At 69.6% G+C, this 22037-nt stretch carries 20 protein-coding genes and 1 pseudogene; 10 read left to right on the top strand and 11 right to left on the bottom strand.

The genetic code is table 11. The features are described from left to right. Positions 1-262, bottom strand: a pseudogene (locus tag ACZK5N_RS14200) (ISL3 family transposase); the annotation flags it as partial. 281 nt (positions 263-543) lie between these two features. Between ACZK5N_RS14200 and ACZK5N_RS14205 the strand changes: the two are divergent. Both ACZK5N_RS14205 and ACZK5N_RS14210 read left to right on the top strand, forming a co-directional pair. Next, a complete protein-coding gene (locus tag ACZK5N_RS14205; RefSeq protein WP_459018270.1) occupies positions 544-1134 on the top strand; it encodes a DUF6518 family protein in 591 nt (196 codons plus the stop codon). Between the two features lie 23 nt (positions 1135-1157). After that, entirely contained in the window at positions 1158-2834 is a 1677-nt protein-coding gene (locus ACZK5N_RS14210; protein ID WP_463625162.1) for a bifunctional metallophosphatase/5'-nucleotidase, read from the top strand. Between the two features lie 82 nt (positions 2835-2916). Here ACZK5N_RS14210 and ACZK5N_RS14215 read toward each other — a convergent pair whose 3' ends face one another. From ACZK5N_RS14215 to ACZK5N_RS14225, 3 genes are read right to left on the bottom strand one after another with little or no spacing between them, the layout of a single operon-like run. Next, positions 2917-3573 (bottom strand): DUF3618 domain-containing protein, encoded by a 657-nt coding sequence (locus ACZK5N_RS14215; RefSeq protein ID WP_459018274.1) that lies wholly within the window; start codon positions 3571-3573, stop codon positions 2917-2919. Beyond that, a complete protein-coding gene (locus tag ACZK5N_RS14220) occupies positions 3570-4127 on the bottom strand; it encodes a phage holin family protein (protein WP_459018275.1) in 558 nt (185 codons plus the stop codon). The genes ACZK5N_RS14215 and ACZK5N_RS14220 overlap by 4 nt, the downstream gene beginning before the upstream one ends. Next, complete coding sequence (locus tag ACZK5N_RS14225) at positions 4124-4984, bottom strand: hypothetical protein (RefSeq protein ID WP_459018276.1); 861 nt, start codon at positions 4982-4984, stop codon at positions 4124-4126. The genes ACZK5N_RS14220 and ACZK5N_RS14225 overlap by 4 nt, the downstream gene beginning before the upstream one ends. A gap of 196 nt (positions 4985-5180) precedes the next feature. Here ACZK5N_RS14225 and ACZK5N_RS14230 point away from each other — a divergent pair, with 196 nt between their 5' ends. Then, positions 5181-6938, top strand: a complete 1758-nt coding sequence (locus tag ACZK5N_RS14230; protein ID WP_463625163.1) for an alpha-amylase family glycosyl hydrolase — start codon at positions 5181-5183, stop codon at positions 6936-6938. A 109-nt stretch (positions 6939-7047) separates the two neighbouring features. After that, complete coding sequence (locus tag ACZK5N_RS14235) at positions 7048-7962, top strand: hypothetical protein (protein WP_463625164.1); 915 nt, start codon at positions 7048-7050, stop codon at positions 7960-7962. A gap of 310 nt (positions 7963-8272) precedes the next feature. Here ACZK5N_RS14235 and ACZK5N_RS14240 read toward each other — a convergent pair whose 3' ends face one another. Next, positions 8273-8683, bottom strand: coding sequence for a hypothetical protein (locus ACZK5N_RS14240; RefSeq protein WP_463625165.1), 411 nt, complete (start codon positions 8681-8683; stop codon positions 8273-8275). 68 nt (positions 8684-8751) lie between these two features. Between ACZK5N_RS14240 and ACZK5N_RS14245 the strand changes: the two genes are divergently transcribed. From ACZK5N_RS14245 to ACZK5N_RS14260, 4 genes are all read left to right on the top strand, one after another. Next, entirely contained in the window at positions 8752-9318 is a 567-nt protein-coding gene (locus ACZK5N_RS14245; protein ID WP_463625166.1) for a hypothetical protein, read from the top strand. 177 nt (positions 9319-9495) lie between these two features. Beyond that, positions 9496-11073, top strand: coding sequence for an anaerobic glycerol-3-phosphate dehydrogenase subunit GlpA (gene glpA / locus ACZK5N_RS14250; RefSeq protein WP_459018283.1), 1578 nt, complete (start codon positions 9496-9498; stop codon positions 11071-11073). Continuing rightward, a complete protein-coding gene (glpB, locus tag ACZK5N_RS14255) occupies positions 11070-12314 on the top strand; it encodes a glycerol-3-phosphate dehydrogenase subunit GlpB (RefSeq protein WP_463625167.1) in 1245 nt (414 codons plus the stop codon). Before glpA ends, glpB begins: the two co-directional genes overlap by 4 nt. After that, positions 12311-13588, top strand: a complete 1278-nt coding sequence (locus tag ACZK5N_RS14260) for an anaerobic glycerol-3-phosphate dehydrogenase subunit C (protein ID WP_459018287.1) — start codon at positions 12311-12313, stop codon at positions 13586-13588. The genes glpB and ACZK5N_RS14260 overlap by 4 nt, the downstream gene beginning before the upstream one ends. A 48-nt stretch (positions 13589-13636) precedes the next feature. Here ACZK5N_RS14260 and ACZK5N_RS14265 read toward each other — a convergent pair whose 3' ends face one another. The 3 genes from ACZK5N_RS14265 to ACZK5N_RS14275 form a co-directional block, all read right to left on the bottom strand. Further along, positions 13637-14275: a TetR/AcrR family transcriptional regulator gene (locus ACZK5N_RS14265; protein ID WP_459018289.1), complete on the bottom strand. Its 639-nt coding sequence runs from the start codon at positions 14273-14275 to the stop codon at positions 13637-13639. Beyond that, positions 14272-15150, bottom strand: coding sequence for a CPBP family intramembrane glutamic endopeptidase (locus ACZK5N_RS14270; RefSeq protein ID WP_463625168.1), 879 nt, complete (start codon positions 15148-15150; stop codon positions 14272-14274). The genes ACZK5N_RS14265 and ACZK5N_RS14270 overlap by 4 nt, the downstream gene beginning before the upstream one ends. Before the next feature lie 176 nt (positions 15151-15326). Then, on the bottom strand, positions 15327-16238 hold the full coding sequence (locus tag ACZK5N_RS14275) for an SDR family NAD(P)-dependent oxidoreductase (RefSeq protein WP_463625169.1): 912 nt from the start codon (positions 16236-16238) through the stop codon (positions 15327-15329). Positions 16239-16442: 204 nt separating this feature from the next. Here ACZK5N_RS14275 and ACZK5N_RS14280 point away from each other — a divergent pair, with 204 nt between their 5' ends. Together ACZK5N_RS14280 and ACZK5N_RS14285 are read left to right on the top strand one after the other, a co-directional pair. Next, positions 16443-16943, top strand: a complete 501-nt coding sequence (locus ACZK5N_RS14280) for a YciE/YciF ferroxidase family protein (protein WP_463625170.1) — start codon at positions 16443-16445, stop codon at positions 16941-16943. Between the two features lie 88 nt (positions 16944-17031). Next, entirely contained in the window at positions 17032-18351 is a 1320-nt protein-coding gene (locus ACZK5N_RS14285) for a serine/threonine-protein kinase (RefSeq protein ID WP_463625171.1), read from the top strand. A gap of 233 nt (positions 18352-18584) precedes the next feature. Here the strand turns inward: ACZK5N_RS14285 and ACZK5N_RS14290 are convergent, their stop codons facing one another. Genes ACZK5N_RS14290 through ACZK5N_RS14300 form a run of 3 tightly spaced genes read right to left on the bottom strand, consistent with a single transcriptional unit; the run spans position 18585 to position 21986 of the window. After that, positions 18585-19343, bottom strand: a complete 759-nt coding sequence (locus ACZK5N_RS14290) for an LmeA family phospholipid-binding protein (protein ID WP_463625172.1) — start codon at positions 19341-19343, stop codon at positions 18585-18587. Next, entirely contained in the window at positions 19336-21579 is a 2244-nt protein-coding gene (locus ACZK5N_RS14295) for an MMPL family transporter (protein WP_463625173.1), read from the bottom strand. Before ACZK5N_RS14295 ends, ACZK5N_RS14290 begins: the two co-directional genes overlap by 8 nt. Beyond that, entirely contained in the window at positions 21576-21986 is a 411-nt protein-coding gene (locus ACZK5N_RS14300) for a hypothetical protein (protein ID WP_459018303.1), read from the bottom strand. The genes ACZK5N_RS14295 and ACZK5N_RS14300 overlap by 4 nt, the downstream gene beginning before the upstream one ends. Between the last annotated feature and the right edge of the window lie 51 nt (positions 21987-22037).

Genomic DNA, 22037 nt, shown 5'->3' on the forward strand with positions numbered 1-22037 from the left:
GGTAGCGACGGATCGTGACCAGCAACGTGGTCGGCCGCCAGCCGAACGGCTCGTGCGCCAACGCCCGCGTCACGGTGTCACGGGCCACGCCTTCGCAGCCGCAGCGTCGGCACCACTGATCCGGCTCCACCACCCGGCAGGCGAGCACCGCACGGCCAGGCTCCAGCAGTTGGCCGGTGACCTCCAGGCCGAGCTCATCGAGCCGACAGAACGAGGTCAGGTCAGGGCAGGCGAACCCCGCCCCAGGGGTAGCATCAGACACGTCGAGGTCTTCCAGATGGGCAGCGTGAGAACTTCCATCATCGGGAGACCTCGACCCCTACCCGGCCCGACGCGCCGAACAGCCTCCTACACCCTCATCTGTGATGAGCCCGATTACCGCACGTCCACGCGCGGTCGGTCGCTCGTTGTGCTGGTCTACCCGACCAGGAGCGACCGGTCCCCGGGCCACCCCCTGGCATTCCCCCGATTCCGCCCTGGCTCGCCCCTGGGCGGCGGCCGCAGAGGGCCGACATGGTCCCTCGACCGCCTAGCATCGCCGTCATGCACAGGTGTCTCCCCGTTGCGCTGACCGGTTCCGTGGCCGCGGGTGTCGCCATGTCCTTCGGCCAGACCTACTCCCCGGCGGTACTGGCGCCATTGTTCAACTCCGCCACCCCGGTGGTAGTCCTCGCGGCAGGCGTTGCCGCGGCCACCAGGGGCGGTTGGGCGGCCCACGCCCTCCTGGGGGCGAGCGCAGGGCCTCTCGTCATGGTGGGCTACTACGCCACCACGCACCTGCGGGGCTTCCCCGTCGGCCTGCAGATGATGGTGCTCTGGGCGCTCGCGGGCGTGATCAGCGGCGGCGCGATGGGGGTGGCGGTGTGGCTGCTGAAGGGACGCGGGCCGGCGGTGATGCGCGGGGTCGCGGCGGCATTCCTCCCCGCCGTGGCGCTGGGTGAGGCCGCGCACGGGCTGGCCCGCATCTCGGACACCACCCCGCCCGCCTACTGGTGGGCCCAGGCCGCCGCCGGCGCGGCGTTGCTCCTCGCGCTGGCGCTCGGCCTGCTCAGCACCTGGCGCGCGCGCTTCGCCGCCCTTGCGGTCGCGGTCCTGGGGGCGCGCGCGTTGTTCGTGATCTACGGCATGGCCTGACGCTTCTGCTGCACAGTGGTGCCATGGCACAGATCCGCTTCATCCACATCGGTGACATCCATGGCCATCTCCTCCCGCGGCCGAACGTGCGCCGCGACGCAACGGGCTCGCTCGAGGGTGGGCTGGCCCGCATGGCCACCCTGATCGCGCGCCTGCGCGCGGAGCAGCCCACCAGCATCCTGGTGAACACGGGCGACACGATCCAGGGCAGTGCTGAGGCGCTCTACACCCCCGGGCAGGCGCTCGTCCAGGTGGTCGACGCCCTCGGGGTGGACGTGTACGCCCCCGGCAACTGGGACTACATCTACGGCAAGGAGCGATTCCTCGAGCTGTTCGGGCCGGGCACCGGGCTACCGGGCACCGGGCTACCGGGCACCACGGTGCCCTCGCACCGCTGGGGCGCGATGGCCTGCAACGTCTACCACGCCGGCACCGAGGCCCTTCTTCTCCCGCCCACCCGAATCCTCCAGGCCGGAAGAGCCCGCGTCGGTGTCGTCAGCCTCTCCTCGGAGCGCGCCATCAACGCGCTCGGGCCCTGGGTCACCGAGGGCATCAGGTTCAGCGGCGACGCGCACGAGATCCCCACGCATGTGGCGGCACTGCGCGACGCGGGGGTCGACGCCGTGGTCCTGATCTCCGAGTTCGGCCTGGCGAAGAACATCATGATCGCGGAGGACAATCCGGGCATCGACGTGGTGCTCTCCTCCGACATGCATGAGGAGACGCGCGAGCTGGTCCGGACCTCGACCGGCGCACTGGTCTCCGAGGTGGGGCAGGACGGCACGCGCGTCGGCGTGCTCGACGTCACGCTCGGCGACGGCGGCGTCGCCGCCTGGTCCTACACCCTGCACACCGTCGACGAGGCCCTCGAGCCGGACCCGGTGGTCGCGGCCCTGGTCGAGGATGCCCGCCGCCCCTTCCTGGCGGGCCCGCACTTCCGGCCGCATGTGAATCCGATCAATCACTCGGTGCTCAGCCGGCCGATCGACGAGGTGGTGGGGCACACCGACGTGGCGCTGCACCGCAGCGACTTCGCCGACGGTGACCGGCCGGCGGTCATCTCCGGCACCTCGCACGACGTCATCGCCGAGGCGATCCGCGTGGAGGCCGGCGGGGACATCGGGCACCTTCGCGGCTTCCGCTACGGCACCCACGTGGCGCCCGGCCCCATCCGCCTCGAGGATCTTTTCCACTACCTGCCGGTGGGCGCCCAGGTGGGCGTCGGGGAGGTTCGGGGTTCGAAGGTCGCGGCGCTCCTGGAGAACTCCGCCGACGGCGCCCTCAACCCGGACCCGTGGGAGTGGAAGGGCGGGTGGCTGCACGCCACCGCCGGCCTCACCTACAGCCTGGATCCTGGCGCAGCCACGGGAGCGCGGACCTCAGGCGCCGCCGTGCGGCGGGCAGGGTCAGCGGGCCAGGAACCGCTCGATGCGGACGCCACCTACCGGGTAGCCGGCTACTTCTACGAAGCGACGCCCGGCAAAGTCGGCCCGATGGACGCCGACGGCGAGGTCCTGGTGGTGCGGGGCCGCGACGATCCGCTCGACGTGACCGAGGTGGTCGCGCGCTACCTGGCGCAGCATCGCCCTACGGAGATTCCGCCTGGCATTCGCCTCGCGGCTCCCCTGCCCCCGGCGCGGCACGGCAACCCGGAGATCCAGCCGTTGCGCGGCGCGGCGCCGATCCACGACGGTGCCTGACGGGCTCGCAGAAAGGTCCCGCCCCCCGGGGGGCAGGGGGCGGGACCTCGTCGGTGCGTAGGCCAGGGCTGACGCCCCGACCTCACGGGTAGCGCGTCTCCTCGACCTCGACCCTGGTCTCGTCGACCTTGGCCTGGGCATCGCCCTTCACGGTCTCGGCCGAGAGCTGGGCCTGCTCGGCCACCTCGTACTTGGCCACCTGCGCGTCGGCCTTGAGATTCTCGCCCGCCGTCTGGGCCGCGCTCTTGACGTTCTCAGCCACATCCTGGGCCAGCGGCTGAAGGTGGTCCTTGGCCTCCGTCGCCATCTCCTTGATCTGCTCCAGGGCCGGCTCAGCGGCGTCCTTGAGTTGCGTCGCGCGCTCCTTCTCCATCTGCGACGGGGGGAGCAGGCCGCCGATCAGGGCACCGAGGCCGGCAGCGATCAGGCCGGCGGCCAACGGATTGCCCCTCGTGGCGGACTTCACCTGGCGCGGAGCGCCGGCCACGGCCTCCCGCGCGTCGGTCACAGCGCCACCAGCCTTGTCCGCGACGGCACCGACGGCGCCGTCGTCGTACGGATTGGAGTCGGAGCCGAAGATGCGCTCTTTGATGCCGTGAACGCTGTCCTTGACGTTGTCCACCTGCTCACGGACGACGTTGCTCGGCTTGGCGCTGTCACTGAGGGCGTTGACGTTCTCGCTCAGCTCCGCCCGGGTGCGCTCGATGTCGCGGCGGATCTCTTCTGGGTTCGTGCTCATCGGTTCCTCTCCTCATTGCCTGCAGCAGCGTTGGGAATCTTCTTGACGGTGTCAGCGGTGCGCGGCAGGCCACGCATCTTGGTGAACTCGTTCTTGCCGGCCACCGCCAGGATGGCGGCGACGGCGAACCAGAGGACGGCGACGATCACGCCGCTCCAGCCGAGTGCCGGCTCAGCGCGGGTGCCCATCAGCACCGCCAGGCCCCACCACAGGGCGAGGGTCAGGGCGATGAGGCCCAGGAACGCGGTCACGCCTGCTCCGGCCAGCATGCCCGCACCCTTACCGGCCTTGGAGGCCGACTGCTTCGCCTCGACCTTGGCCAACTCCACTTCCTGACGGATCAGCGTCGTGGCGTTGTCGATCAGGTCACTGGCGATCTCGCCGAGCGAGCGATCCTCTGCCTTGTAGCGGAGATAGCTCGCCTCCTTCTCCGCCTCCTCGGGATCCATTCCCAGGGGGATGGTCCGGGGCGCGGCGGGGTTCGACTCATCCGGGTGCCCGGTGCCGTAGGGGTCGCGGGCGGTGGGGGTGGGGTCCAGGTGAGGGGAGGTCATCGCAGCCCCTCCCGCCACGGATCCCCACCTTCTGGCGTGAGATCCTCGTACCGGGATTCCGGCTCCACAAAGGTGGCGTTGCCCACGGGCGACTCGCGCCGGGGCGCCGCACCCGAGGGCGTGGCCAGGGAATAGTCGTCAGCCACTGGCGTCGCATAGGACGCCGGAGGCTGCGTCGAGACCCCGTACCTGCTGGCGGACTCACCCAGCTTCTCCTCGTCGGCCTTGGCGCCCTGGAGGCCGCGGAAGATCCGCGCCCCGATGAAGCCGACGCCCGCGGAGATGGCCAGGAACTGCACCGGGTTTCGGGCGGCGTACCGTCGTACCGAGTCCAGCACCTCGTCGGGCTGCCTGCTGTCCAGCCAGGAGGCCGCGTCGTCGCTCAGGCGCTGGGCCTGCCCGACGTAGTCGCTCAGCATCCCGCCCTGGTCCGCGTCAGCCATGGACTTCAGCTCGCCGCTCAGCGAGCGCGCCAACTCAGCGATCATGTGCTGTCCGGTGCCGGCCTGCGTCCGAAGCTCGGTCACCGACTCGTCCAGCAGGCGCCTGCCCTGGAACTTGGCCTCCTCGAGCACCTGTCCGGCCTCCTGCTTGGCCGTCTCGACGACGTGGCCGCCGGCGTCGGCTGCCGTGTCCTTGACGGCCCTCGCCTCGTCCTGGGCGGTGGCCGCGACATCCTTGGCCCTGTCGCCGGTGTGGAAGGCGACCTCCTTGGCCTGATCACTCTTCGACTGCTCGCCGGAAGGCGGCGCGTCCCAGCTGGTGGTGCCGGGCTGGCCTGTCATGGAGTTGGGCGCCTGCGGTGCGCCGTACTCGTTCTGCCCACCGGTGATGGGCGCCTCGTTCGGGTACGCCATGGTGATCCTCCATTACGTTCGATGGTCGTCAAGAGCTACTGCTCCCTACCAACGACGTACCCAGAACACGCTCGCGTCAAACGCAACCTGAGAATCTCTCATCCGTTGGCGGATGCGGGGGTGTGTCGGGCACACTCGATGCGCTGGACATCCAACGATCGGGGGGCACGTGGCCGAGCACAAGACACTGGCTGGAATGGGTGCGATCATCGCCGACGGAGGCGTCGGCTTCCGGCTCTGGGCGCCCCATGCGGACAGCGTGGCCGTCATGGGCGACTTCAACGACTGGAGCCATTCCGCCACACCCCTGGGGGACGAGGGCAACGGGTACTGGTACACCTTCGTCGACGGCGCCGGGCCGGGTGACGAGTACAAGTACTGGCTCACCAACGGGGAGGACGCCTTCGATCGGATCGACCCCTACGCCCAGCAGGTCACCAACTCGGTGGGCAACGGCGTCATCTACGACCACAGCGCCTTCGACTGGCAGGGCCGGGCTGCGCACTGCCCGCCGCACCACGAGATGGTCATCTACGAGATGCACGTGGGCTCGTTCGCCCCGTCGGACGGCGGCGTGGGCGGCTTCCACGACGTCATCGAGCAGCTGGACTACCTGCAGGAGCTGGGCGTCAACACGTTGCAGATCATGCCCGTGGCGGAGTTCGCAGGTGACCAGTCGTGGGGGTACAACCCGGCGCACATCTTCGCCGTCGAGAGCGCCTACGGCGGCCCGGACGCGTTCAAGACCCTCATCAAGACGGCCCACCAGCGCGGTTTCGCGGTGATCCTCGACGTGGTCTACAACCACTTCGGCCCCTCGGATCTGGATCTCTGGCAGTTCGACGGGTGGGGCGAGAACGGAAGGGGCGGCATCTACTTCTACAACGATGACCGCGCCTCCACCCCGTGGGGTGACACCCGACCTGACTACGGGCGAGAGGAGGTGCGTCGCTTCATCCACGACAACGCGATGATGTGGCTGCGTGACTACCGCGTCGACGGCCTGCGCCTGGACATGACGCCCTACATGCGCTCGGTGTCCGGTGGCGGGTTCGAGCTTGAGGAGGGCTTCGGGCTCATGCGCTGGATCACCCAGTCCATGCGCGACGAGTACCCGGGCCGAATCTCGATAGCCGAGGACCTCCACGGGCACGACCGGATCGTCGGTCTCGAGGGCGACGGCGCCGGCTTCCACGCGCAGTGGGACGCCGAGTTCGTGCACCCCGTCCGGCACGCCATCACGGCGATGACCGACGAGGAGCGCTCGCTGTCCTCCATCGCCGACGCGATCGCGCACAACTACGACGGCGACCCGTTCCGCCGCGTCGTGTACACCGAGTCGCACGACGAGGTGGCCAACGGCTCCGCGCGGGTGCCGCACGAGATCGACCCGGAGAACGCGGACGGATGGTTCGCGCAGAAGCGCTCCACCGTCGGCGGCGCGCTCGTGATGACAAGCCCCGGCATCCCGATGATCTTCCAGGGCCAGGAGGCGCTGGAGGGCGGCTGGTTCTCCGACGACGACCCCCTGGACTGGGACCGGATCGAGCGCTTCGAGGGGATCACGACGCTGTACAAGACCCTGATCGACCTGCGCCTCAACCGCGGCGGCGTGACCCGCGGGCTGACCGGGCGCGGGCTGAACATCTACCACGTCAACGAGGTGGACAACGTCATCGCCTTCCAGCGATGGATGGATCACGGGGCAGGAGACGACGTCGTGGTGGTGGTCAACCTCAGCACCAACACCTACACCGACTACCGGATCGGGATGCCGCACGGCGGGCTGTGGAGGTTGCGGTTCAACAGCGACGCCAGGCTCTACAGCTCGTTGTTCGGTGACCACGACTCCTTCGACGTAACCGCGTTCGAGGAGGACGAGGACGGGATGGGGGCGCACGCGAACATCTCAGTGGGCCCCTACTCGGTGCTCATCTACAGCCAGGACGCCTGACCCGGCCGGGGGTTGGCCCCATTGAGCCGCGACGGTAGAATCGGGTAGGTACCGCGCCTCTGGGACGGGCCGACGACGACCTCACCGTCGCGCACCTGGGAGACCCATCATGGCTGCGAAGATCCCGAACTGGCGAGCGGCGGCAGACCCCGACGACCTGCGGGAGTTTGACGCCTTCGGGCCGTGGATCGGCGAGGTCAAGGACCCGGCAGACCTCCCCCGCCGGTTCCACCGATGGTGGCCCGAGCTCGAGGGTGCACGCCATCTCCTCAAGGTGCCCCGCCCCATCGATCGCGCCAAGGTCCGCCCCGGGATGGACCTGTACGAGTCGGTGGTCGCCGTCTCCCCGGACAAGGTGCGCGTGCTGCGGGCGGGACCGGGAGAAGTCACCAGCCGCACGGCTTCTCGCGTCGACGTCGTCGCGACCATCCTGCACACCAACCTCCTCGCGGCCAGATGGACGCTGCTCCTGTCCGACGGAGACGCGATGGAGGTCGAGTACAACGCCGTGTCGCACCCGACGATCGCGGAAGTGGATCGCTACGTCCTGTCCCCCGGGCCGCACGACCTCAGGCCGCCGGCCCCCGTCGTATCCCCGCGAAGCGCGCAGCCCCGGGACCACTTCTTCGGCTCACTCGTCCTGGCCCTCAACGCCGGCGCCAGTGAGCGCCTCCAGCCGATCCATGTCGACGAGCCCGGCCAGTCCTGCCTGAACGATCGGGGTCGCCGGCGCCGCTCCGCCGGGGTGATGATCCTCGCGTCGTCGATGGACCTGGTGATCATCGACCGCAACAGGAGTGCCGAGCCGCTCTTCCGCCGCCCCAACTACGCCTACAACGTGACGCGGATCCCGTTCCGCAGGATGACGGCGTTCGAGATCCACCACCCCGAGAAGACCTCGCCGCCCAGCTTCACGCAGCTGGTGATCAGGTGCGACAGGGCGGTGATCACCCAGGCCGTGCTCACGTCCCCTGACGCCGTGGCTGACCTTGTGGCCGCGCACGGGGTGCCGCGGGCTCGATGACGGCGGGGTCGGGCCCGAGCAGCACCGCCACACGTCCGGTCATCATGACCTGCCCTGACGTCGCGCCGCTGCTCAGGTGTACAGCGAGCCGGCGTTGACCACGGGCGTGCCCTGCGACTCCCTGGTCCACACCGGCCTGTCGGACGCCCTGTCGGCCTCGCGCTCGTCGGAGTTCTTGTTGCGGCCCCTGCCGGGCTATGGGTTTGAGCCTGACACGGCTCTCGCTGACGGGTGTTGAGCCGGATCCGAGTCTCGACAGTCGGCCGAAGGGATTTGATCGTGCAAAGCGACATTGAGACCCGTGTCAGGCTCAAGCACCCCGAGCGAAGTGCGACGCGTAGGCCAGGAACATGCCGTTGATGCAGACATCCGCCTCCCGGATCTCGCCCGAAGGGTTGACTCCCCCGTCGCCGCCCTTCTGGCGCGCGATCAGCGCGACCGTGGCCGCGCACGCCGCGTGGCCGGGGGCGACCCCCAGGTCGCGCATCTCGAGCAGCGAGTAGTGGCTCGAGGTCCACTTGGGCTGGTAGAACCCGCGACCCCAGTGCCCGTCGGCACCCCGCGCGTCGAAGATGGTCGCGGCGTCGCCGTCGGAGGCGACGAGCTGCTCGAGGTCTGGGCGCTCGTCGGCCAGGAGGTCGCGGTGCGTCTGGAACCGCACCGCGCCATCCCCCGCCAGCAGCCACTGCATCACGTGGTCGTCGACCTTCTGGGTGGACATGTTCCCACTCTAGGCAGCGAAACCGGGCGGCCCTTGAGTTGAGGGTCGCGGCGGCGTGCAATGGGTGGATGAGCAACTCCCTGTATTCCCTTCCCATCGCCGGGTTGGTCATCGACGACTCGGCCTGCGACGCCGACGATCTCGCCTTCTGCGGCGGCGTCCAGGTGACGGTGGCCGCCGGCGAAGGCTGGGACGGGCTCGTCGAACGCGCGGTCGTCGAGGGGTGGACGGGAGTGGAGGCACTGTCGGGCGCTCCGGGCACGGTGGCCGACGTCGTCCGGGCGAACTCCGTCGCACACGGTCAGGGGGTCGCGGAAACCGTCGCGTCTGTCCGGACCTGGGACCGGGCGGCCGACGCCCAGCGCACGTTCCCCGCCGTCGAATGCGCGTTCGTGGAGGGGGGTTCACGCTTCGAGGAGCAGCTCGACGACGGTGGCCTCCGCTATGAACTCCTCGACGTGGCGTTCTTGTTCAGGCAGGCAGACTTCAGCGCCCCGGTCGTCGACGAGGTGCTCGCTGGAGCCTTGAGTGTCGCGGTGGGGGCTCGGGTACCGCTGGCACACGTGCGCGCGGCCGCGTTGGCGCTGCGTGCCGGGCATGAAACGCCGTCTGAGCCGGCCCCGGACCCCGCATAGAGGGTCGGCGGCACATCGCGACGGCGTGTCGTGCACGGAGGGAGGCGCGTCGAGGCGCTGCACAATAGGTTGGCCCCGCGACCTCCCCGCTGCACGAATGCGACCTAATGCCCCTTGCCGCGACCCCTCCCGGAGGAAGATGGTAGAAACCACTGCAGGGCCCAAGGAGGGGACACAATGAAGCGTCTCGAGACCGACGTCGTCGTCATCGGGGGTGGGTCGACCGGGCTCGGAGTGGTACGCGACGCGGCCATGCGCGGCTACCGCGCGGTGTTGGTGGAGCGCGTCGACCTCGGCCAGGGCACCACGGGACGCTTCCACGGCCTGCTCCACTCCGGCGGCCGCTACGTGGTCAGCGACCCGGGTTCAGCCACCGAGTGCGCCGAGGAGAACGCGATCCTGCGTCGCATCCAGGCCGACGCCGTCGAGGACACCGGCGGCTTCTTCGTCACCCTCGCCGGCGACGATCCCGCCTACGCGGACAAGTTCCTCGCGGGCGCAGCCGCCACCGGGGTTCCGGCCACAGAGATCTCCGTCAAGGAGGCCCTACGCCGCGAGCCGCGTCTCGACCCGCACATCCAGCGCGCCATCGAGGTAGCCGACGGGTCGGTCGACGGATGGCAGCTCGTCTGGGGCGCCGCGCGCTCCGCGATGGCACACGGCGCGAAGGTGCTCACCTACCACCGGGTCACGAGGATCGAGCGCGACGGCGACAGGGTCGCGGCCGTGATCTGCCGCGACGAGAAGGGCGGCGAGGACGTCCGCATCGGCTGCACCTTCGTGCTCAACTGCGCCGGCCCATGGGCCGGACAGATCTCGGAGATGGCCGGCGCCCACCCGGTCGAGGTCGTCCCCGGGCGCGGAATCATGATCGCGATGAACCACCGGCTGGTGAACACGGTCATCAACCGCTGCGTCTACCCCACCGACGGCGACATCCTCGTCCCCGTCCACACCGTCTCCATCATCGGCACCACGGACATCCACGAGACCGACCCCGACCACCTGCCCATCCCTCACGCCGAGGTGCAGCAGATGCTCGACGCCGGCGAGGCGATGATCCCCGGTTTCCGCAAGGCGCGCGCGCTGCACGCCTGGTCCGGCTCGCGACCGCTGATCAAGGACAAGCGGGTCTCCGTCGAGGACACCCGCCACATGAGCCGCGGCATGGCAGTCATCGACCACTCGACGCGCGACGGCCTGCTGGGCATGCTCACCATCGGCGGCGGCAAGCTGACCACCTACCGGCTGATGGCCGAGCACATCGTCGACGCGATGAACGAGCAGCTCGGAGAGACCCGCCCCTGCACCACCGCCGACGAGGTGGTGCCCGGCAGCGAGGACCGCAAGCTCTACACCGTCACCCACCGGCTCGAGGACCGCGAGAAGGACCGGCTGGAGGATCAGATCATCTGCGAGTGCGAGCTGATGAACCGCTCGATGTTCGTCCGCCTGCTCAAGGAGCAGCCCGATGCCACCCTCGACGACCTGCGCCGGCAGCTCCGCCTCGGCATGGGACCGTGTCAGGGCGGCTTCTGCGCGGCGCGGGCCGCCGGGCTGGCCTGCTCCGAGAAGGTTGCAGACGCCGAACGCGCCTCCGGCCTGCTGAGGCTGTTCCTCAAGCACCGCTGGATCGGGATCTGGCCCATCCTGTACGGCCAACAGGTCCGGCAAACCGCCCTGGACCATTGGATCTTCGCCGGCACCCTCGACGTCGAGCACCTGCCCCAGCCTGAAGAGGAGATTGTGCGATGAGCGACGTCGTCGTCATCGGGGCCGGCCTCGCCGGTCTCACCGCGGCGCTGAGGCTGGCCCGCGCCGGGCGCTCCGTCACCCTGGTCGCCAAGGGGCCGGGTGGTCTGCACCTGTCCCAGGGCACCGTCGACATCCTCGGCTACACGCCGGAGCGGGTCAGCAGCCCCTTGGAGGCCGTGGCCTCCGTACCCGCAGAGCACCCGTACGCGTCGCTCGGCTCCGACGCCGTGGGCTCGGCCGTGTCCTGGCTGGCCGGGGAACTGGGTCCCGAGCTCCTCACGGGGAACCCGGCCCGCAACTTCCACCTGCCGACGGCGGTCGGGGCCCTGCGCCCCACCGCGCTGGCCCAGCCGTCCATGGTGGCCGGCGACGCCGTCGGTGGGCGCAGCTACGCCGTCGTGGGGGTGCGCCAGCTCAAGGACTTCCCGGCGGACCTCGTCGCCGGCAACCTGGCCCGGTCGACGGCCCCCGACGGGGGTCCCCTGAGCGCGAACTCAGCGTGGATCGACCTGCCGGCCCGCGCCGGTGAGGCCGACCCCACCCCGCTCACCTACGCCCGTGCCATGGACGACAAGGCCTTCGCGGCCGCGTTCGCCAGCGCCGTGTCCGCCGTCGCGGGGAAGGCCGACGTGGTCGCCCTGCCCGCGGTGCTGGGCGTGCACCGCCGCGGTGTGTGGCGGCAGGTGGCCGAGGCCCTCGGCCGCGACGTCTGCGAGATCCCGCTGCCCCCGCCGTCGGTGCCGGGCATCCGTCTCTACGACGCCCTGCTCGGCCTGGTGCGCGCCGCCGGTGTCCGCTTCATCCAGGGCAGCCGCATCGTCGGGTTCACCGCTAGCGGCGACGGTGTCGCCTCTGTCACGCTCGCCGCGGCCGGCGGGCCTCGCCAGCTGACGGCCGGGACCTTCGTGTTCGCGCCCGGCGGGTTCGAGAGCGGCGCCCTCGAGGTGGACTCCTACGGCACGATCACCGAGCCGGTCTTCGGGCTTCCCCTGACGGCCACAGACGCCGCCCCCCTGATCCCGTCGGTGTACTGGGGGCCCCACGCGCTCTTCGAGGTGGGGGTTCGCACCGACGAGGCCGGCCGGCCGGTGGACGCGGCAGGCACCGTCGTCCGCCCCAACCTGTATGTCGCCGGCGGCATCATCGCCGGCGCCGAACGCTGGCGCGAGAAGTCCGGCGACGGGATCGCCGTCGCCACGGCCGTCCGGGCCGCAGACCAGATCACCGGAGGTGCACGATGAGCGAGAAGTCGCGGGACGAGCGGGCCAAGGCCCTCCGGGAACGGCTCAACAACGAGCTCAACCGGATGAGCCTGGACATGTGCGTCAAGTGCACCATCTGCGAGACGAGCTGCCCGGTGTCCGCGGTCACCCCGCTGTTCTCGGGCCCGAAGTTCGTCGGGCCGCAGGCGGAGCGCTTCCGCGACGACGAGTCCGTGGACCATTCGGTTGACTACTGCTCCAGCTGCGGTACGTGCAGCGTCGTGTGCCCGCAGGGCGTCAACGTGGCCGAGCTCAACTCGCTTGCCCGAGCCGTCATGAAAGCCGAGCACGGCGTCCCGGTGCGGGACCGGGTGATCACGCAGACGGTCCTCATGGGCCAGGCGATGACGCCGATCGCACCGCTGGCCAACGCGGTGCTGGACAACAAGCTGGCGCGCTACGCCATGGAGAAGATCGTCGGCGTGCACCGCGACGCCCCCATGCCGACGGCGCGCACGCAGTCGCTTCATTCGTGGCTGAAGAAGCGCCCGGCGCCCACCCGGACGCCCACCCGCGGCGCCCTGGTCTACTTCCACGGCTGCGCCGGCGGCTACTTCGAGGTGGACGCCGCCAAGAAGGCCATCGAGGTGCTGGAGCACATCGGCTACGAGGTCATCGTGCCGCAACAGGGCTGCTGCGGTCTCGCCGAGCAGAGCAACGGCCTGTTCGAGCAGGCCAGTGCCTCCGTGCGCCGGCTCGTCGAACAACTCCGCACACCGGGCACCGACCTGACGATCATCAGCACTGCCGGCAGTTGCACCGGGATGCTCAAGCACGAGGCGCACATGATCCTCGGGATCGACGACGCCGAGCTGCTCGACGTCGGCACCCGGATCCGGGAGATCTCCGAGTTCCTCATGGAGCTGTACGAGGCGGGCGAACTGCCCACGGACTTCCAGCCCGTCGAGATGCGGCTGCCCTATCACGCCCCGTGCCAACTGAAGAGCCAAGGCATCGGCACCCCCGCGTCGGACCTGCTGCGCCTCATCCCGGGCCTCGAGGTCATCGACAGCGGCGTCACCTGCTGCGGGATCGCGGGCACGTACGGGTTGAAGAAGGAGAAGTACGACATCGCGCAGGCGGTCGGCCAGCCCTTGTTCGACATGGTGCAGGCCAACAACGACGGCCTGGCGGCCTGCGACACCGAGACGTGTCGGTGGCAGATCGAGAAGTCGAGCGGCGTCGAAACGGTCCACCCGATCGTGTTCGTGCACCGGGCCTACGGATTGGGCGAAACACAGCGCGTCCGTTAGGGACGTGCCGAACCGGGCCGGATTTCTGTCAAGGACTCCGGACTCCGGTCACCAGGCCGAGGTGGTGCCCCACCCGGCGATCATGGCCACCAGGCCGCGTTCGAACTCGTCCTCGGGGGCCCAGCCGTAGCCGGCTGCCATGGCGTCTGCGAGGTGTGGGTGAGACTCGGGGGTGAGCGCGGCGTAGACGGACTCCGGAGAGACACCCTCCCCGCCCACCGGGTCACGGACCTCGCCCTGCACCTTGCCCACGGTGTAGGCCACCAGGCAGTCGAGCAGCTGCATCGCGGACGCAGGGGCAAGACCGCCGTCGGCCAGGTACCCGAGCGTCTCGTCGACCAGCTTCAGCATGGCCTGCGTGACGATGGGTCGGGTGGCGATGATCGGGACCAGCCGAGGGTGCACGAGCAGCTCCCGGCGCAGGGCCCGGGCTACGATCCCCACCACCTGCTGCCACGGCGCCCCGGCCTCAGGCCACTCGACCGCGGTCTCGGACCAGACGGTGTCGACCACGGCATCGAACAGGGAAGCCTTGTTGGGGAGGTGGTGGTAGATCGCCATCGGGTCGACGCCCAGCTCCCCGCCGAGGCGCCTCATCGAGAAGGCGTCGACCCCGTCGCGGTCCAGCAACACGATCGCTGCGCGGACGATCTGCTGGCGGCTGAGCAGCGACGGAGCCGGCGTCATGTCAGGGCGCGCTCCGGCCGGGTGAAGAACAACTCCCGCTCCCGCCACAGCACGATTCCGCAAACTACCAGAAGGATGGCCGTCTGGATCGCTTTGGTGTCGGAGTGGGTCAGGAACAGCTCGTTGCCGACGTTGGCGGCGGCGTGGAAGACGATCGGTAGGACGATGTTGCGACCGCTGCGGTAGTAGAGCCAGTTCATCAGGATGATGAAGGGAAACATCGACAGCGCGAAGTTCGCGGTCGCCAGCCAGCCGGTCTCCACCACCTCCGCCTGATAGTTTCCCTGGATCGTCGCCAGGGGCAGGTGCCACATCGCCCAGACCACGGCGAAGACCAGCGACGTCCGCCACACCGTCCAGCGCGACGCCAGCGAGTCGGTGCCATAGCTGTGCCACGCCAGCTCCTCCAGCACCGGAGCCAGAATCAGCGTCAGCAGGGCGGGTACCGCCCCCGTGGTGAACGATGCGCCGCCCCGGAAGGCGAACTGCTCGAGTGGGTAGCCCATCGGGATCGAGATGGCGGTGGCCAGCAGCAGCGCCCCGGGGAGCAGGACGAGCGAAAGGAGCGCGGCCCATGCCGGCACGTCCCGCACGTTCACGAGCCGGTGGAGGACGTCGCGACGCAGAATCGGGTCACGGGCCACCAGGGCCCAGGCCACGGCGACCGGGGCGACCAGGCCACCGAGGCTCAGGATCGCGATGAGTGCCGTCAGGGGGGACGTCTGCCCGGGCAACCGCGACAGATACCCTGCCGTGAGCCAGAGCGCCCACGGGATGGACGTCGCCAGCAGGTAGAAGGTCAAGGGGTGCCGGTAGCGGGAGACGACCGACTCGAGATGGGTCGGCGGGGCGGGTGTTTCTACGGTGTAGATCATGCCATGACCCTAACTCTACGGCGTAGACTTTCCCATCGGGGGAATCCCCTGGTGCTCCCCCACATGACCCTTGGACCCGGCGAGGGCCCGGACTGCCTGACTCCGCCGTCGTGATCGACCAGAAGGCTGTCACCGAAGTGAGCCGGCACGGTGGAGCGCTCAGGGTTCGTGATCCGTCACCATGCGGCAGTGAGGAATTCGACGGTGTTCCAGGTGTCCTGCTCCCGTTGGGGGTCGTACGACTCGGGTGACGATGAGGCAACCCGGTTTCGGTCGACGTACGCCCCGCTGGGTGCGTCGATGATGCCCAGCGTGACATCGGCGAGGTACCGCCCGGCCCTTGCCGGGGTCGTCGCCAACGGGGTCGCGGCCAGGAGCGGCATTATCCGCCGCATGGCGAACCGTGAGAACGGGTCCGCGTCGCGGGCGAGGTCGGTGCCGGGCACGAAGCCGGGGTTGTAGCCGATGACCGCGACGGAGGGGAGCCGCCTGGCGTACTCATGCACGAGATGGATCGCGGCGAGCTTGCTGGTCGAGTACGCAGTGCGCCCGGCTGCCGTACTCTCCGGATTCCGGAAGGCCCCTGTGCGGGCCAGCACATCGGCCGAGGCCCATTGCGGCCCCGGCACCATGCCGAGGTTGTGCCGCAGGTCGCCGAAGTGGGTGTCGCTGACGGTGACGACGATCCTCGCGGGTACCTGTAGGCGAGGGTGGAGGTGCCGCACGAGCACATGGTTGGCCAGCACGTTGACGGCAAACGTCGCCTCGAAGCCGTCGACGGTCTCGGTGAGGTCGTTCGTGTGCTGGATCCCGGCGTTGCACACCAGTGCCCGCAGCGGCGGGAATTCACCCGCGTCGAGCCGGTCGACGACTTCGGCGGCAGCATCGGCGGTGCTGCGCAACGACGTGAGGTCTGCCTGGATCACGGACACCCTCGCTCGTCCCGCTCCCAGCCCTGCGGCCAGGTCGTCTGCCGGCCCACGGGCCAGCAGCACCAGATGCGTTTCGGGCTCCTCGGTGAGGATGCGTTCGACGGCGACGCGCCCGATACCGCGCGAAGCCCCCGTCATCACGATCGTCTGTCTCACGACTGTCGCCCCTCCGGTGCCGGTCGCCGCAGGCGACGGGGGCGACGCACCCGCCGTTCCTCTCCACCAGACATGGACATCCTCCCCACCGGATACGAACGTCTTCTTTTCATAACCAACGTATCGCCTCGCCACATGTTTCAGGTCACCGGGGAATGGGTAGATATAGGGGCAAGCGGTCAAGAATCTACGAGAGGCACGACAATGGCAGACAAGAACCTGGACGGTCTCTTCTACGAGACCATGCGCGACATGTACTACGCCGAGCGGCACATCCTCAAGACGTTGCCGAAGCTGCAGGAGGCCGCCGTCTCCGACGAGCTCAAGGCCGCGTTCGCGCATCACCTGACCGAGACCGAGGGTCAGGTCGAGCGGCTCGAGAAGGTGTTCGCGATGATCGACCGCAAGCCCACCAGCAAGCGCTGCGACGCCATCGACGGCATCCTCAAGGAGGGTGACGAGCACCTTGAGGAGTACCAGGGCAGCCCCGCCGCAGACGCCGCGCTCATCGCGTCCGCCCAGGCCGTGGAGCACTACGAGATCACCCGCTACGGCACCATGCGCCGCTGGGCGAAGATGCTCGGGCTCTCCGACGGTTACGACCTGCTCACGCAGTCGCTGGACGAGGAGTCGCGCACCGACGAGCTCCTGACCAAGATCGCCGAGACAGAGGCCAACGCCAAGGCTGCGGCCGGCAAGGCATAGCAGCGTCCGGCATGGGCATGCCAGCCTGACCCGTCGGGAACACTGCCTGCGAGTTGGGCTGGGCTTGCCCGCGGGAGAAAATGAGAGCATGCAAGCCGACGCCGTTCTGGGCAACCGCTACCGCCTCTCGCACCTGCTCGCCTCCGGGGGCATGGGCCAGGTGTGGCAGGCCCACGATGCCGTCCTGGGCCGGGAGGTCGCGGTGAAGCTGCTGTCCGCGGGCTCCAGCGACCCCGCGGCATTGGAGCGGTTCCGCCGCGAGGCCGTGGCCATGGCGGCGCTCCAGCACCCGAACACCGTTCTGGTCTTCGACATCGGAACCCACCAAGCGTGGACCTACATCGTCATGGAACTGCTCCCGGGGCCGACGCTCGCGCAGTTGGTCGCGTCTCGCGGACCGCTCCCGGAGGCGGAGGTGGCAGGTCTCGGGGCGCAGGTCGCTGCCGGCCTCGCTGCGGCGCACAGGGCCGGGATCGTCCACCGCGACATCAAGCCCGGCAACCTGATGCTCGGGCCCTCCGGCGAGTTGAAGGTGGTCGACTTCGGAGTGGCCCGGCTTTCCCAGTCGGCCGCCCCCGCGCTCACCGCGACCAACACCGTCGTGGGCAGCGCCCTCTACGTGTCTCCGGAGCAGGCGGCCGGGGCGCCCGCCGATGAGCGCAGCGATCTCTACGCCCTGGGCTGCGTCCTCATGACTCTCGCGACGGGGCTGCCCCCGTTCGAGAGCGAGCACGTCATCGGGGCACTCCACCAGCATGTGCAGATCGACCCTCCCCTGCTTCGCGCGCGACGGCCCGAGGCGAGCGCGGCCTTGGAGGCGTTGATCGGCGAACTACTGGCCAAGCAGCCCGACGATCGACCGGCGTCGGCCGCCGAAGTCGCCGCCCGGCTGAGGGACATCGAGGCGTCCGCGCGGGACGCCGCCGTCGTCCCCGCCCTCATTCCGGAGGACAGCACCGCGCGGCTGCCCGGCGCCACCGCGGTGATGACCACGGCCGCCTCTGCGGCTGCGGCCGCGCTCCGGCCGGGTGCGCCGGCGTCCCCACCGTCGAGCACCAGCGCCGACCGCGCCTGGTGGGTGGCGGGCGCCGTCCTTGTCTCCAGTGGTGTCCTGGCCGCGATGGCCTGGACCCAGAACCCGACTTCAGAGGGGGATCCCGGCACACCGGCCAGCGTCTCGCCGTCGCCCTCGGTGACCCCATCGGTCGCTGGCACCCCCTCCGCGACGGCCGCACCCGTCGCGTCGACGCCGCAGCCCGCCACCCATGACGGCGAAGCGCAGGACACCACACCTCCAGGCAAGGCGGTCGACGAGACGCCTGGACGGGGCAAGTCGGAGGAGAAGAAGGCGACGACGACAAAGGCACCGACCACCAAGGCCAAGCCGACGAAGGCCGCCAAGAAGTAGCACGGGGCCCTGGCCGGACCGCGTCCCGCCGGACCGCGGCGCTGTGCGGTGGATCTGGTTGTGTAGTCCCCACCAGATCCACCGCTCAGTTGAGTGAATGAGGCGCGGGCCTGGTTGTCGCATCGCCCTCAGCCTAAAGTCGGCCTATGACCCGCTCGTAACGACCGATATCGGCCCACTGACGAAGTATGCGGCAAGGCAACCTTGCGGACTGGTTCGGAGGAGCGGCCGACTCACTGCACGAGTCGGACGTTGTCCCCGGTGAGATTGGCGCGGAATCCGCCGTCCACCACCTTCACGCTCCGCAGGACGACCCCGTCGGGCAGACCCTCGATACGGTGCTCGAACGTGATCAACTCCTGCAGCACATCTCCCAGCAACTCTGAGACGAACTGGGGCCCTCCGATGTCGATGGACGTCGGCACCATCACCAGCTTGCCGCCCACAACCGTGACCGTACCGGTGGCCCCGACGGGGAGAGTGCGTCCCAGTGCCTCCACCCGGGTGTCAACACGCACCTCACCATCATCGGCGGCACTCAGGGTGGCGTCCGGGCCGACTTGCGCGGCCACGACGTGGAACGGGACCGTGGCCGTGAGTTCGAGGTGGCGGGCGACGAGTCCCTCCGGCCCCGACGTGACGTCGGTACCGGTGCCGACGACGTCGCGGAGCGGCGTTCCCGCGGCGAGGACGGAACTGGCGTTGAGCGAGACGTCACCGAACCAGACCTCGTTCTCGGCGAGATCCGGAGGCGGGGTGGCTTCTGCGATGGGTCCGGCTGAGGAGGCGGTCGGCGTGCCGTCGATCGGCGTGGCATCGGTGCTGGCGACCGGCCGCGTGATCGACAGCCAGAACAGCAGCAGCGCGAGGAACACGATGCCGAGCATTCCGAGGGCGCCGATGGCCCAGTCGAGCACGCGCCCACGCAGGCGTCGACGCGATGGAGTGACGGCGTGGTTGCCGTCCGGCTGGACTGGGTACTGGTCAGGCATTCGCACGTGCCTTCCTGACGCGAGTGCGCCTCTCGCGCTGCAGGATGCCTGACGGCCAACTGCTCAGCGGGCCCACCAGCGTGATCAGCGACGGCACGAGCAACGCTCGGACGATGAACACGTCAATCAGGATACCGACCCCCAGCAGGAAGCCCAGTTCGCGGAACGGTCCCAGCGGAACCAGTGCAAGCAGCCCGAAGCTGGCAGCCAGCGCCAGGCCCGCGGAGGTGATCGCTCTGGTCGACTCCGGGGTGGCGACGAGCAGGGCGTCCTTCAGCGACCGGTTGCGGGCCTCCTGCCAGACGTGGCCGACGGCGAAGATGTTGTAGTCGGACCCTAGGGACAGCAGGAGCACCGACCCCGCGAACGGGACGTAGAACGTGAGGTCGTCGTGCCCGAGGAAGTCCTGGAAGAACAGCACTGACAGGCCCAGCGTCGCCCCGAGCGCGAGGACGCTCGACGCGAGGAGGTACAGGGGGGCGATCAGCGCACGCAGGAAGATGACCAGCAGAAGCAGGTTCACGGCAAGCGCGACGAGCCCGATCCGGAGGAGGTCGTTGGTGGTGTCGGTGATGATGCCCGAGGCGAGCGCGGTGTCGCCGCCGACGTGGGTGGTGACCTCGCCGAGATTCGCGTCGGCGGCGAGCTGCGGAAGTGCCGCCTCGATGCGCTCGAGCGTGTCGATCGCCGTCGCCTCGAGCGGCGTGCTGTGAAGGACGACGAGGAAGCGGACGGCGTCCCCCGACTCAGCGGTGAAGGCTCCGACCTCGTCAGCAGCGCGGAGGTCCCCGGGGCCGATCACCCCCGCAACCCCCGATTGAGCCTTGAGGGCCTCCCCGAACTGGGCGACCTCATCGGCCTTCTCCCCGACTCCCGGGCCTTCGAGCACGATCTCTGTCGGGGAAACGATGCCCGGAGAAAAGCCCTTGCCGGCAGCATCTGCCGCCCGCTGCGCACTCGTTGTCTCCGGCAGGGATTGGACGAACCCGAGGCCGAGGTCGAGATTGCGCGCCTGGTAGGCGGCGGCGCCCAGGCCAACCACGCACAGCAGCACGAGCACGAAGGCGGAGCCCCGGTGCGCGACCGCCCGGGTGAGGAGCGAAGGGCGTTCGCGCACCTTCGCGGGCTCGGCGACGAGGGCTCGCGGCCAGAACGCCGCTCGGCCGAGAATGGCGAGCAAGGCCGGCACGAGGGTGACGGCCACCACGAGTCCGGTCAGGACGGTGAGCGCGAGCGCGGGCCCGAACCCGCTGAAGAGTGGGGACTCGGCGACCAGCAGCGACGCCGTTCCCGCCGCGACCGTCACGCCCGCGACGGTGACGATCGGCGTGACGGAAGCGGTGGCCAGTCGGGCCGCCTCGAGGCGTTCGTGGCCTTCCCGGAGCCGGGTGCGGAGCCCGGAGAGGTAGAAGATGCAGTAGTCGGTCACGATGCCGAGGAGGAGTGCGACGATCAGTGGCCTCAGGTCGGCCGGGATCGACACATCCATGATGGTCGCGGCCCATCCGGAGACGCCGAGCGTGACGAACACGGCAGCGCCCACGGAGATCAGCGTCAGGGCCGGCGCCACCAGCGACCCGAACGTGAGCGCCACGATCGTCAGCACCGCAAGTACTGTCGCGGCCTCGACGATGTGGACGTAGGAGTTCAGAACCTTGCCCTGGGCGGCGCGCGCCGGGATGGAACCTGTGACGCCCACATACGCGTCGGACGCGTCCGTGAGCTGCTCGGCCGCGAAGTCCTCGACCACCGCGGTCTGCTCGAAGAAGTTCAGGGAGGGGTCCGCGAACACGAAGGTGACGACGGTGGTGTTCTTCTCGGCGGCACCGGGGAACGCTCCCTCGGCGTTCGGCACCGGGATCGCGCCGAGTATTTCCGTGTCGTGCTTCCCCTGGCTGACGGCGATGCCACGCATGACGGCTTCGGCCTGAACCAATGGGGGCAGACCCTCGGGGTTGCGTTGCACGATCGCCGCTCGACTCAGGAGGGGAAACCCGAACAGCTCCATCGACCGCTGCTCGGCCGCGAAACTGGCGTCGTCGGCCCCGAGCGCTTCGATGTCATTGGCCGTGCTCTGCATGGGAGGCAGAAGCAACGTCGCCGCGATCGCCGCCGCCACCCATCCCACGACGATGACCCAGCGCAGCGCGACCGTCACGCGGGCGTAGCCGTACCAGAGTGTGGCCATGAGGCCGCGGCGCGGCTCCGCTTCGACCGGCGCAGGTGCTGCGGTCATGACGTGGGGCTGGGGCTGGGCTCCGGAGAGGCCGACTGACTGGTCTGCGGGGTCTTCCCAGCTTGGGCGAGGCACTCCTCGGACGCCCCGTCGGCCGTTTCACGGGCATCCTGGAGGCGGTCGAGGGTCTCCTGCAGTGCGCGCGCGTCCTGTGCCTCCGCACCCCTGGCGAGGTCGTCGACGGCGTCGTCGACCACGGCGTTGTACTCCGCCGCCCGCACGCACGCCTCGGACACGTCGCCGGGCTGCGTCGTCACGTCGTCCGGCGTCGGCGACGGCGATGGGCTCGGGCTGGCGCTGATGACCGACTGCGCCTCCAACGGGGTCGCCCACCCGATGCCGAGGAGGAAGACGCCGCCAGCCGCGGCCAGCGCAATTCCTGCAAGGAGCCCGATCAGAAGCATCACTCCGCCACTGAATGACCTGCCACCCCCGCGCGGGGCGTTCCGGTGCTCGCC

The sequence above is a fragment of the Tessaracoccus pujii genome, from assembly GCF_055326215.1.